Annotated in this window: 6 protein-coding genes; 3 read left to right on the forward strand and 3 right to left on the reverse strand. The window is 73.5% G+C overall.

The genetic code is table 11. The annotated features are described in order from the left end of the window. Positions 1 to 128: 128 nt before the first annotated feature. Positions 129 to 3,482 carry an isoleucine--tRNA ligase gene (gene ileS, locus JJJ15_RS10110; RefSeq protein WP_200510648.1) on the forward strand — a complete coding sequence of 1,118 codons (3,354 nt, stop codon included), beginning with the start codon at positions 129 to 131 and terminating at the stop codon, positions 3,480 to 3,482. Between the two features lie 280 nt (positions 3,483 to 3,762). On the opposite strand, the gene JJJ15_RS10115 is transcribed toward ileS, so the two are convergent. Continuing rightward, positions 3,763 to 4,257 (reverse strand): DUF2505 domain-containing protein, encoded by a 495-nt coding sequence (locus JJJ15_RS10115; RefSeq protein ID WP_106110527.1) that lies wholly within the window; start codon positions 4,255 to 4,257, stop codon positions 3,763 to 3,765. Between the two features lie 126 nt (positions 4,258 to 4,383). Between JJJ15_RS10115 and JJJ15_RS10120 the strand changes: the two genes are divergently transcribed. Next, a complete protein-coding gene (locus JJJ15_RS10120) occupies positions 4,384 to 5,847 on the forward strand; it encodes a sensor histidine kinase (RefSeq protein ID WP_200510649.1) in 1,464 nt (487 codons plus the stop codon). Positions 5,848 to 6,504: 657 nt separating this feature from the next. Here the strand turns inward: JJJ15_RS10120 and JJJ15_RS10125 are convergent. Then, a complete protein-coding gene (locus JJJ15_RS10125) occupies positions 6,505 to 6,753 on the reverse strand; it encodes a WhiB family transcriptional regulator (protein WP_106110529.1) in 249 nt (82 codons plus the stop codon). A gap of 247 nt (positions 6,754 to 7,000) precedes the next feature. Beyond that, positions 7,001 to 10,933 (reverse strand): FtsK/SpoIIIE domain-containing protein, encoded by a 3,933-nt coding sequence (locus JJJ15_RS10130; RefSeq protein WP_200510650.1) that lies wholly within the window; start codon positions 10,931 to 10,933, stop codon positions 7,001 to 7,003. Between the two features lie 152 nt (positions 10,934 to 11,085). Here JJJ15_RS10130 and JJJ15_RS10135 point away from each other — a divergent pair, with 152 nt between their 5' ends. Further along, positions 11,086 to 11,949 carry an SOS response-associated peptidase gene (locus tag JJJ15_RS10135; protein ID WP_200510651.1) on the forward strand — a complete coding sequence of 288 codons (864 nt, stop codon included), beginning with the start codon at positions 11,086 to 11,088 and terminating at the stop codon, positions 11,947 to 11,949. The last annotated feature ends 193 nt before the right edge of the window (positions 11,950 to 12,142 follow it).

A 12,142-nucleotide genomic window follows, 5' to 3' on the forward strand; every position in this document is an offset into this window, starting at 1 on the left:
GCGCGGCAAACGAGGTGGTACCGCGGTGCACCGCCCGTCGGCCCTGGGGCCGGTGGGCACCGGCGTCGTCCTCGTGGCACCTGGGCGCCCGCCCAGGACGAACGAGACCCTGACGAGCGAGGTACCCCGTGGCTGAGACGGCTCCCACCACCCCCGGCGCCCACACCGGCGCGTCCTTCTACCCCCTGCACCGCCCCGGGCAGTCCGTGCCGGTCTCGCCCTCCTTCCCGGCCATTGAGAAGGACGTCCTGGCCTACTGGAAGGCCGACGGCACCTTCGCCGCCTCCATCGCCAACCGGGCGCAGCCCTGCGACGAGTTCGTCTTCTACGACGGCCCGCCCTTCGCCAACGGCCTGCCCCACTACGGCCACCTGCTGACCGGCTACGTCAAGGACGCCGTGGGCCGCTACCAGACCCAGCGCGGCAAGCGGGTGGAGCGCCGCTTCGGCTGGGACACCCACGGCCTGCCCGCCGAGCTGGAGGCCCAGCGCCTGCTCGGCATTGACGACGTCACCGAGATCACCCGCCCCGGCGGTATCGGCATTGAGCGCTTCAACGCCGAGTGTCGCACCTCCGTGCTGCGCTACACCAAGGAGTGGGAGGACTACGTCACCCGCCAGGCCCGCTGGGTGGACTTCGAGGGCGACTACAAGACCCTCGACCCCACCTACATGGAGAGCGTCATCTGGGCCTTCAAGTCCCTGTACGACAAGGGCCTGGCCTACCAGGGCTACCGCGTCCTGCCCTACTGCTGGCACGACCGCACCCCCTTGAGCAACCACGAGCTCAAGATGGACGACGACGTCTACCAGGACCGCCAGGACAACACCGTCACGGTGGGCCTGCGCCTGACCGCCCCCCTGCTGGCGGACTCCACCACCCCCGAGCTGGTCCTCATCTGGACCACCACCCCCTGGACCCTGCCCTCCAACCTGGCCGTCGCCGTGGGGCCCGACATCACCTACGCCGTCGTGGAGGTCCCCGCCGAGGCGGACTCCCCGGTGGCCGGGCAGCGGGTGGTCCTGGGCGCCGAGCGCCTGGGCGCCTACGCCCGGCACGTCGGCCAGGATCCGGTGGTGGTGGCCACCCTGACCGGCTCCGAGCTCGTGGGGGCCGCCTACCACCCGATCTTCACCTACTTCGACACCCCGGCCAACCGTGCCGAGGGCGGCCTGCTGGGGCCCCGCGCCTGGACGATCGTCCCCGCCGACTACGTCACCACCGAGGACGGCACCGGCCTGGTCCACATCGCCCCCGCCTTCGGTGAGGAGGACATGCTGGTCTGCCAGGCCGCCGGGATCGGCACCGTCATCCCGGTGGACGAGGGCGGCTGCTTCACCGCCGAGGTCCCCGACTACGCCGGGATCCAGGTCTTTGACGCCAACAAGCCGGTGGTGCGCGACCTGCGCGACTCCACCGGCAACCTGGCTGCCACCCCGGCCCGGCACCGCGCGGTCCTGGTGGAGCAGAAGAGCTACGTCCACTCCTACCCGCACTGCTGGCGCTGCCGCAGGCCGCTGATCTACAAGGCCGTGGGCTCCTGGTTCGTGCGCGTGACCGCCATCCGTGACCGCATGGTCGAGCTCAACCAGGAGATCACCTGGGTCCCCGAGCACATTAAGGACGGCATCTTCGGCAAGTGGCTGGCCGGCGCCCGCGACTGGTCCATCTCCCGCAACCGCTTCTGGGGCGCCCCCATCCCGGTGTGGGTCAGCGACGACCCCGACCACCCGCGCACCGACGTCTACGGCTCCTTCGCCGAGCTGGAGCGCGACTTCGGGGTCAAGGTCACCGACCTGCACCGGCCCTTTATCGACACCCTGGTGAGGCCCAACCCGGACGACCCCACGGGGCGGTCCATGATGCGCCGCATCCCCGACGTCCTGGACTGCTGGTTCGAGTCCGGCTCCATGCCCTTCGCCCAGGTGCACTACCCGTTCGAGAACGTCGACTGGTTCGAGTCCCACTACCCGGGGGACTTTATCGTGGAGTACATCGGCCAGACCCGTGGCTGGTTCTACACCCTGCACGTGCTGGCCACGGCCCTGTTCGACCGCCCCGCCTTCACCACCTGCGTGTCCCACGGCGTCCTGCTGGGCAGCGACGGGGCCAAGATGAGCAAGTCCCTGCGCAACTATCCCGACGTCACCACAGTCCTGGACCGTGACGGGGCCGACGCCATGCGCTGGTTCCTGCTCTCCGCCCCGGTCATGCGCGGGGGCGACCTCGTGGTCACCGGCAAGGCCATCCGCGACACCGTGCGCCAGGTGCTGCTGCCGCTGTGGAACGTCTGGTACTTCCTGAGCCTGTACGCGGCCACCGCCGACGACGGCGCCCCCTACGTCAGCCCCGGCGTGGACCTGGGTGACGCGCGCCTGTTCGACGCCCGCCAGCCCGCCGCCCTGCCGGTCATGGACCGCTACGTCCTGGCCGAGGTCAAGTCCGTGGCCGACACCGTGCGCACCCAGATGGACGCCTACGACATCACCGGGGCCTGCTCCACGATCCGCGAGTTCTTGGACGTGCTCACCAACTGGTACCTGCGTACCTCCCGCTCCCGCTTCACCGAGGGCGACAAGCAGGCCTTCGACACCCTGGTCACGGTCCTGCGCACCCTCATGGAGGTCATGGCGCCCCTGGCCCCGCTGACCACCGAGGAGATCTGGCGGGGCCTGACCGGGGGGCGCTCCGTGCACCTGACCGACTGGCCGGTCCTGCCGGACTACGTGGCCGACCCCGCCCTGGTGGCCTCCATGGACGAGGTCCGCTCCGCCGTCTCGGCCGCCCTGGCCCTGCGCAAGGCCCACAAGCTGCGGGTGCGCCAGCCCCTGGCCTCCCTGCTGGTGGCCTCCTCCACCCCCAACACGGGCCTGGAGCCCTTCGCGGGGCTCATTGCCGAGGAGGTCAACGTCAAGCGCGTGGACCTGGTGCGCGCCGCCGAGACCGGCTACACCCTCAGCCAGGAGGTCAGCCTCAACCCGCGCGCCCTCGACCCGGAGGTGCGCCGCCACACCAGCCGGCTCTTCGCCGCCGTCAAGACCGGGCAGTGGACCCTGGTCCAGGCCCCCGACGGCTCCGGTAAGGCGGTGCGGTTCGACGGCGTGGAGGTTGACGGCCGGCCCGTGGTCCTGTGGGGCGAGGCCGTCACCATTACCTCCACCATTGACCTGGACCGGGAGGACCTGGTGGCCGCCATGCTGCCGTCGGGTGCCTTCGTGGTCCTGGACACCGCCCTGGACGACCACCTCCTGGCCGAGGGCTGGGCACGTGACCTGGTGCGCCTGGTCCAGGACGAGCGCAAGGCCGTGGGCCTGCACGTGGCCGACCGCATTGACCTGCTCCTGAGCGTCCCCGGCGCCAAGGAGGCCTGGACCCGCCAGTACGCCGAGTGGATCGGCACCCAGGTGGGCGCCGACAGCGTGGGGGTGGAGGGTGTGGACGCCTCCGAGCCCCGGGCCACCGTCACCAAGGTGGGTTCCTGAGCCTAGGGGCGCCCTACCGCGCCGGGAGCCCGGCCTCAGCAGGGCCCGCGGCCTCCAGGAGATCCGGAGGTGCCCTACCGCGCCGGGAGCCCGGCGGCTCCTGGGCGACTGTCGGCAAGGCTGTCCGCGGCGCCCCACCCCGTTTTGACAGCGGGGTGGGGCGCCGCGCGGGCCCGGCTGGCGGACCGCGTCTGCGGGGACCGGGGTGCTGGGGCAGGGGGAGTGCCAGCGGCGGCCCCTGGGCGGCGGCTCCTCCTAGAACGCCAGGGCAGGCGGGGAGTCAGTGGTCGGCGAGCCAGGCGGCGGCGCGGCGCTCCTCGTCGGCGACGACCTGGTCCACCATGGACAGGGCCTTGGCCTCCAGGCGTCCGCCCACGATCGGGACCTTGACGCTGAGGCTGACCTCGAACCGGACCACCGTGTCCGTCCCCGTGCCGCGCATGGCGGTCGTGGCCCTCACGGACACCGGTGCCCCCTTGAGGAGCACGTCCATCTGCCCGGTGCGGGCGCCGGTGGCCGTCGGGGCGCCCCAGGACTCCCTGAGCCGGAAGCTCACCGGTCCCTTGATAAAGCGTGAAACCGCCGGCGGCAGGGAGCGGGCGGGTACCGAGCCGGAGATCCTGGCCTCCAGGCCCCCGGCGGGGGTGGCGGTCTCCACGGTCGTGGAGGCCTGGGGCAGGCCCGCCACCCGGCTGCGCTGGAACCCCTCGTCCGCCAGCATGGTGGCGACGCGCTCGGGGGAGGCGGGGTAACGCACGGTCAGGGTCTTCCTCATGGCCGCGAATCCTCCCACGTGAGCCTGGGTGCCTGCTGGAGGCGGTGAGCCTGGGTACCCGCCGCCGTATTCGGGCGTTGCCGTTATCGCCGGGACCGTAACGGGGCGCCACCATAGAATAGCTGTGTGTCGTCTCCGTTTCCGGCTACTGTGCGCACCATGGTGGACCTGTCCGCCACCGACCGCGACTGGCTCCACCAGCTCATTGCCGACTGGCAGGTTATTGCCGACCTGAGCGTCTCCGACCTCGTCCTGTGGGCCCGCAACGCCTCCGGGCGCTTTGTGGCCATTGCCCACTCCCGGCCCTCGACGGGCGCCACGGTCCACTCCGAGGACGTCATGGGCCGGCGCATGCCCTCCTCCCGGGAGGCGGTGGCCCTGGAGACCCTCACCAGCGGCCGGCGTCAGGTCGCGGCGGACCCGCTGTGGACCGGGACCGTGGCCGTGCGCGAGGAGTACGTGCCCGTGGTCCGCGACGGTCGCGCCATCGCCGTCATCACCAGGGAGACCGCCGTGGGCGTCATCCGGGGGGGACGCATTATCGACCAGGCCCTGGAGGACGTCGCCGACAGCCTGTGCCTCATGATCGCCGAGGGCAGCTTCCCGATCCAGGGCGCGGGCACCTCGATCCGCCACGGGACCCCGCGCGTGGCCGACGGCGTCGTACGCCTCGACGGGGACGGCGCCATCCTCTACGCCAGCCCCAACGCCCGCTCCGCCCTGCACCGCCTGGGGCTGGACCAGGGCCTGGACCAGGTCCAGCTCGCGGCGGCCATCGCGGACATCATCCCCGAGCGCACCCAGGTTGACGAGACCCTGGCGGTGGTCCTCATGGGGCGCCAGGCCTGGCTCACGGAGGTGGAGGCCGGCGGGGTCTACCTCTCCGTGCGCTCCCTGCCCCTGCTCCAGGCCGGGCAGCGGGCCGGCGCGATCCTCCTGGTGCGTGACGTCACCGAGATACGCCGCCGGGAGCAGGTGCTCCTGAACAAGGACGCCACCATCCGCGAGATCCACCACCGCGTGAAGAACAACCTCCAGACGGTCTCGGCGCTGCTGCGTATGCAGGGGCGCCGGGCCACCAACGAGGAGACGCGCCGGGCCCTGAAGGAGGCCGAGCGGCGGGTGGCGGCAATAGCCACCGTCCACGAGGCCCTGAGCCACAACGTGGACGAGCAGGTGGACTTTGACGAGGTCTTCGCCTCGATCCTGCGGGTGGCGGCGGTCGTGGCCACCCCCGTGGGGCAGGTGACCACCCGCCTGGAGGGACGCTTCGGGATCATTGACGCCGACACCGCCCAGGCGCTGTCCACGGTCCTGGCCGAGCTGGTCACCAACGCCGTCGAGCACGGGCTGGAGAACCGCGACGGCACGGTGACGGTGCAGGCCCACCGCGAGGGCGACGACCTGACCGTCCACGTCATTGACGACGGCGTGGGGGTGCCGCCCTCGGCGATTATGGCCGGCCTGGGTACCCAGATCGTTACCACCCTGGTGCGCGGCGAGCTGAACGGCACGATCGACTGGAGGCCTGCCCCCGGGAAGGGCACCGACGTGGTGGTCTGGGCCCGTCTGGGGCGTGGCCGCCGCTGAGGTTGTCTCCTGGCTGCCCCCGGTGGTGTCCGTTCTCGCGGTAAACAAGTACCGTTCTCGCGAGGAATAAGTACCGTTCTCGCGTCAGGGGCGGGCTGGGGGTTGCCGTCCTGCCGCCGGGACGGAGCCGCGGGCCAGGGGACGGCGGCCTGTGGCTCCGTCTGTGCTAGTGATCCTGTTCACCTACCCATTGAGAAGTGGCGTTTGACGGGGTCGCACGCTTTTCGTCTCCGTTGTGGACGGTTCTATGGGAGTGCCACCAGGTTGCTGGTACAAGTCCGCCTGCCGCGAGGAGGACGGAATCGCGTCACGGATGTGGGCGGTACCGGAATCATCACGGTCGTGACGGGACCGCGGGACCGGATCCGATACGCCCTCGATACAAAGGCGGGCTGCTGGCGGCGAAATCGTCGCCACCGTGACAGGAGCGTCATCCTGGGCGGTCCGTGATGGTGACGAGGCGGCCCGCGACGGTGCGGTCACGACGGAATCACAGGTCGCGGAGGTGCTGGCGATCATCATCGGCGTGACACCGGCACAATCGCGCTTGACAGCAGTACGGCACCGAATCCAGGCCGACGGCGGTGGCGGTCTGGATTCGGTGCCGACGTGCGTGGGGGCAGGACCTGTCGTCCTGGCGGGACCCGTGCCCTGCGCTCAGGAGGAGCGTCGGGCGCGGGCGGCGCGGCGCTTGAGGGAACGGCGCTCGTCCTCGCTCATTCCACCCCACACGCCGGCGTCCTGGCCGTTCTCCAGGGCCCACTTCAGGCAGGTCTCCACGACGTCACAGCGCGCGCAGACCTCCTTGGCCCGGGCGATCTGGGCAATCGCCGGACCCGTGTTGCCCACCGGGAAGAACAGCTCGGGGTCAACGGTGAGACATGCTGCCTGGCTACGCCAGTCCATGAGGCTCTCCTTTTCATGTGTTTCGCGACGTCCTCCGGACGGGGGCACCACACCCCATTGCCGCACCCAAAGGTACGCCTATGCGGTTGGCGAGGTTCCACGGCCGTTTCCTGGGCCTACCATCACATGGTGAGGACAGTGGGGCAAGGGGTGGAACACGGGAACTTGCGTCCGGAGAGTGTCGCGATCCTCACAGCCCGTAATCCTTTTGTTATTGCGGGAAAATGGCGGTGGAGACGGATCCGCCTCAGGAGGCTGGTCCCACGCACTGGAGGGGCGTGACGCTGCGGCGCGAGACGAGTACCCCACGCCCCGGAACGGTCAGGGCCCGGGGGTCCACCGTCCCGTGCAGGCTCAGGTGCGAGACCTGGCTCGCGGGTCCGAGCCCCGGCCAGAGGATGACCAGGTCGGCGCGCTCCTTGAGCGTGGCCAGGGCGCCCCGGTAGGTGCCCACCGCGCCCTGCGTGGTGGCCGAGGCAATGACCTGCCGACCAGCGGCCAGGGCGGCCTCCACCTGCGCCACGACCTGGGGCGGAGCGAGGTCGAGGTCGTCGACGACCAGCGGCTGGTCCGGTCCGTCCGGCCCCGGGTGCTGTGGGCCTTGAGGGGCCGGCTCGTCCGGCCCTGGGTGCTGTGGGGCCGGTGCAGGGGCGCTGCTCCCGGGCGCAGCCGCCTCCGCGCCCGTCCGCGGCCCCGCTGAAGGAGGAACGGCACCCGGGCAGGACCCCGCTCCAGCGGGCTCCGGACGGGACGGCTCCCGGGCGCAGGCCAGCGCCCGTCGCAGGGCCTCCACGCAGCTGGTGCGTCCCGAGCCGGGCGGGCCGACTACCAGGACGCTGCCGCAGGGCGGCTCCAGGGGGCTGGCCGAGTCCCCGCCCAGGGCCCAGGTCCCGGCCGGTACCTGCCCGGGGGTGACCAGGCGCGGCAGGGCCCTGAGCGTGTGGGGCACGGGCCTGCCTGACCTCGGGCCCCCGCCCCGGACCCGGACGCGGGCTCCGCCGCGGTCGGGTAGCAGCACCTGGCAGGCCACGGCGCCACCAGGCTCCAGGACCACGCCCCGCCCGGGGGCGCGGCCGGTGACGGTTCCCCGGGGCAGCCCGGCCAGGGCCGCCTGGGCGGGGTCGCTGGCCCCCAGCACCAGCCGTGTGCGTATCGGGGCGGCCCACCGGGCGCTCGCCGCCTGGATCGCCGCGGTCACCACCAGGCCGGTGCCCGTGGCCGGGGCGGTGCGCACCACCTGCTCCAGGAGCGCCTGCCCCTCGCCGACGCCCAGGGCCTCGTCCACCGCCGTGATGAGCGTCTCGACGTCGTCCAGGCGCAGGACCGAGCCGCGCAGCTGCCCCGCGGCGGCCAGGGACCACAGGCGTGCCAGGCGGCGTGGGTCCTCGGTGCCCACCACCGTGCCCACCCCCACCTCGCCCTCCGACAGCCCGCGGGCGCTGCTCGGCCTGCCGCACAGGTGGACGTCCCACCCCCTGTCAAGCGCCCCCTGGCAGGCGCAGTCCGCCGCCGTCGTCCCCCCGGAGCCCGGTGGGGCGATGACGAGCAGGGGCACGGCCGGGTCCCAGGACCAGGAGCCCAGGCACTGGCGCTCGGGCAGGTCGGTCACCACCAGGGGCACGCCGCTGCCCGACCCCGGGGCGTGGTCCGCGCCCGCTGTGCCGGTAGCGCCCCCCGGCTGGCCCCCGGTGCCCGTGGCCGCCTCCGTGCCAGCTGAGGCGGGGAGGGCGGCTGTGCCCGGGGCGAGCGGGGCGCCAGTCCTGCCTGAGGTGCCAGTCCTGCTCGAGGCGCCGGGTGCGTCAGTCCTGCCCGGGGAGACCAGGGCGCCGGGTGCGTCAGTTCTGCCGAGCGCACCAGCCCTGCCGGGGGTGCCGAGCGCGCCAGTCCTGCCGGGGGAGGAGGACGTGCTGGCAGACGCCTCCCGTCTGGGGGCCTCGTCCTGCGTGTCGGGGCGGAGCACCCGGCTGAGCTCAGCGCGCCCCAGGCGGGTGGGCAGGGGCTCCGCCCACGGCCGCCACGGCGCCGACCAGCCGCTGGCCGCCTCACGGACCTGGGCGACGACGCCAGCCACCTGCTCCTCGGTGCCGCACCAGGGAGCCTGGAGGACCTCGGAGTCCCGGTCGGCCTGCCCGCCGTCCCCACCGCCCTGCCCCGCCCCGGCCACGATCACCCGCCCGGGGTGACGGGGCAGGTGCGCGGCGCCGTCGTGCCCCAGCACCTCACGCGAGTCGGCGGTGTCCAGGACCTTCAGGCAGACCCGCAGGGAGGTGTTGGCGCGGATGGCGGGGGAGACCACCCCGCCGGGGCGCTGGGTGGCCAGGACCAGGTGGATGCCCAGGCTCCGGCCCTGCGCGGCCACCCGGACCAGGGTGTCCAGGACGTCGGGGTGCTCGCAGGCCAGGGTGGCGAACTCGTCCACGACCACCAGGAGCCGGGGCAGGACGGTCCCCGCCGGCAGGCGCGTGACGTCCTTGGCCCCGGCCCGGGTCAGGATCCGCTCGCGTCGGCGCACCTCCGCCTCCAGGGAGGACAGGGCCCGGGCGGTGTCCGCAGGGTCCAGGTCGGTGAGGACCCCGGCGGTGTGCGGCAGGCCACGCAGCGGGGTGAAGGCGCTCCCGCCCTTGTAGTCCACCAGGACCAGGCTGAGCAGGTCCGGTGGGACCGTGCAGGCCAGCTGGAGCAGCCAGGCGGTCAGGAGCTCGGACTTGCCCGACCCGGTGGTCCCCGCCAGGAGTGCGTGCGGGCCGTCCAGGGCCAGGTCCGCGCTCAGGGGTCCGCCCGCCCCCACGCCCAGGACGGCGGACAGGCGGCCTCCGCCCGCCCCCGGGCGCCCCGGCTCCCGCCACCGGGCCGCGATCCGCGTGGCGGTCAGCGGGCACCCGGTCCGGTTCAGACGCACCAGCGCGGGGGCGCCCTGCCCCAGGTCCTCCTCCTGGTCCGGGCAGGTGCCCAGGCAGCCGAGCACGGCCTCCCACCAGCGGTCGGTGAGGACCTGCCCGCCCCAGGCCCGGGGCGTCGGGGCGCCGCGGACGGTCAGGGCGCTGGCGGGCACAGGGCAGTCGGCCGCCGCGGTCACCCGGGCGCTCAGGAGCGCCCCGCCCTCCTGCCAGGAGAGCCGGGCGGTGTCACCGCGGGGGGTCACCTCGACACCTCGGGCCAGGAGCTGGGCCACCCACCAGCGCAGGCTCGTGCGCGCCCCCGGTCCGGTCAGGGCCAGGTGGTCGCCGTCCTCCACGGTGAGCAGGTGACGACGTCGGCGTGTGGCCAGCCAGGCACCCATGACCGCCTGGCCCCCTGTCAGCCAGGTGCGCCGACGCGGGGCGGGCTGCCTACCCGGCGGACCGGGGCTGGCAGGAGGCGTCTGCGGGGCCGCTGCCCGGGCCCGGGCGTCGGACGGGGCCGCCACGGTCCTGGCGGCGACGGCCAGCAGGAGCGCGGCGGGGTCCGGACGGCGTGACCGCCTTCCCCGCCAGCCGGTCAGCCCCTGGGCCGCCCCCGAGCCGCCCCGGCGCCCGCTGGCCCGCCTGCCGCGAGGCAGCAGTCGCATGAGCGTCATGAGGACCATGGGCAGGAAGGAGACCGCCCCCAGCACGCTGCGCCCGCCGCCGTGCACTATGAGGAGCACCGGCCCGGCTATGAACAGGCAGGTGACGCCACCACCCAGGATGGCTCCCAGGCCCGGGCCGCCCGAGGTCGGGACGGGGGCGGCCAGGCTGCTCGGGCGCCGTCGGAGCTCTACGAGGGTGCCGCCCACCCGTAGACGTGCACCGGCCCGGCACGCCCGGGGTCGTGCGGTGAGCCTGCGCCAGCACCGGCGTCGCAGACGGGTGCCGTTGGTGCTGCCGGCGTCGCAGACCAGGACCCGGTCCCCGCGCACCCGGGTCAGGAGGTGGGCGCGTGAGACCTCGGGGTCGGTGACCACCAGGCCCCGGCCGACCGCCCCCGAGCGCGGCACCGGCAGGACCAGGCCGGCGTCGGGCCCGCGCAGGACCGCCAGGTACCACTCGCTGGCCAGCGCCTCCTGACAGGCGCGGGACGGGGAGCGCGGTGGACGGTCCAGCTCCCCCTCCAGGGCGTCCGGGGTGCGGGGGCCGTGGGCACCTCCGGCCCGGCCCCGGTACGGGTCAGGAAGGGTGTCCGGGGTGCGGGGGCCGTGGGCTGGGGCGGCGGTGGGCGACATGCCACCCAGGGTGGGATGGTCGGTGCCGGCGGCGCGATCGCCCGGGCCGGACCTGTGGAGAACCCGGCCGACCCCCTCACCTGTGTGCTGAGTGAGGCCGCATAATCACGCGGATCTGGTGTGTCAAACGATTGCGTGGCACAGTGGTGGGCATGTGCGGCCGCTACGGATCCTGGAGCGCGGGCCCCGTCCTGGCAGAGGCCTTCGGTGCCAGCCCGGCGCCCGAGTGCGACGCCCTGCCCCCGTCCTGGAACCTGGCGCCCGGCAGTGACGTGAGGGTCGTCGTCGAGCGCGCCGCTGCCGGGGCGCCCGGCCGGACCCGCCGTGAGCTGCGCGCGGCCCGCTGGGGGCTCCTGCCGTCCTGGGCCAAGGACCCCCGTCGGGGTGCGCGGGCCTTTAACGCGCGCAGCGAGACCGCCGCCTCCCGGCCCACCTTCCGGGAGGCCATGCGCTCCTTCCGCATTGTGCTGCCTGCCGACTGCTACTACGAGTGGCTGGCTGACGGCGCGCGCAAGCGTCCCTTCGCGGTCAGCGCGGCCGACGGCGGCCCCCTGGCCCTGGCGGGGCTGGCCTCCTGGTGGCGGGTGCCTGCCGCGGGCCCGGGTAGTGCGGGTAGGTCCGATGGGGTGAGTGGCTCCGGCCGGGCTGCCAGGGGCCGGGCCACGACGTCGGGCAGATCGGGAGACGTCGGTGTGCTTGCGGTCGGTGTGCGGCCCGGTGCGGCGCTCCACCGGCATGACGGTGCCCTCTGGCTCCTGACCTGCACCGTCCTGACCCGGCAGGCCGGTGAGGACCTGGCCTGGCTCCACCACCGTGAGCCGGTCGTCCTGGACCGCCGGGAGGTGGCGGCCTGGCTGGACCCCGATATGCGCGACGGCGCGGCAGCCGCCCGGCTGCTGGGCGACCCGCACCCGGAGCTGGTCTGGCACGAGGTCGGCCCGGAGGTGGGCTCCACCCGCTCTGAGGGTCCCCGGCTGGCGGACCCGCTGGCACCGGGCGGTCCCGTCACGTCCTGACACCGCTGGCTTCCGCGAGAACCTACGTCCCGACCGCCTCGGCCGGGGCCTCCTCGGCCAGGGCCCGGTGACGCCTGCGAGAACGTACACACCACTTGCCCCAGCCCCGCAGGTTGCACCGTCGTCGGTGAGCTCCGAGGCCTCCTCCACCTGCTTTCCCGCCCCACAGGTTGCACGAGTTCTTGCAGATCTC

Origin of the sequence: Actinomyces sp. HMT897, assembly GCF_016626125.1 — a bacterium.
Taxonomy (GTDB): domain Bacteria; phylum Actinomycetota; class Actinomycetes; order Actinomycetales; family Actinomycetaceae; genus Actinomyces.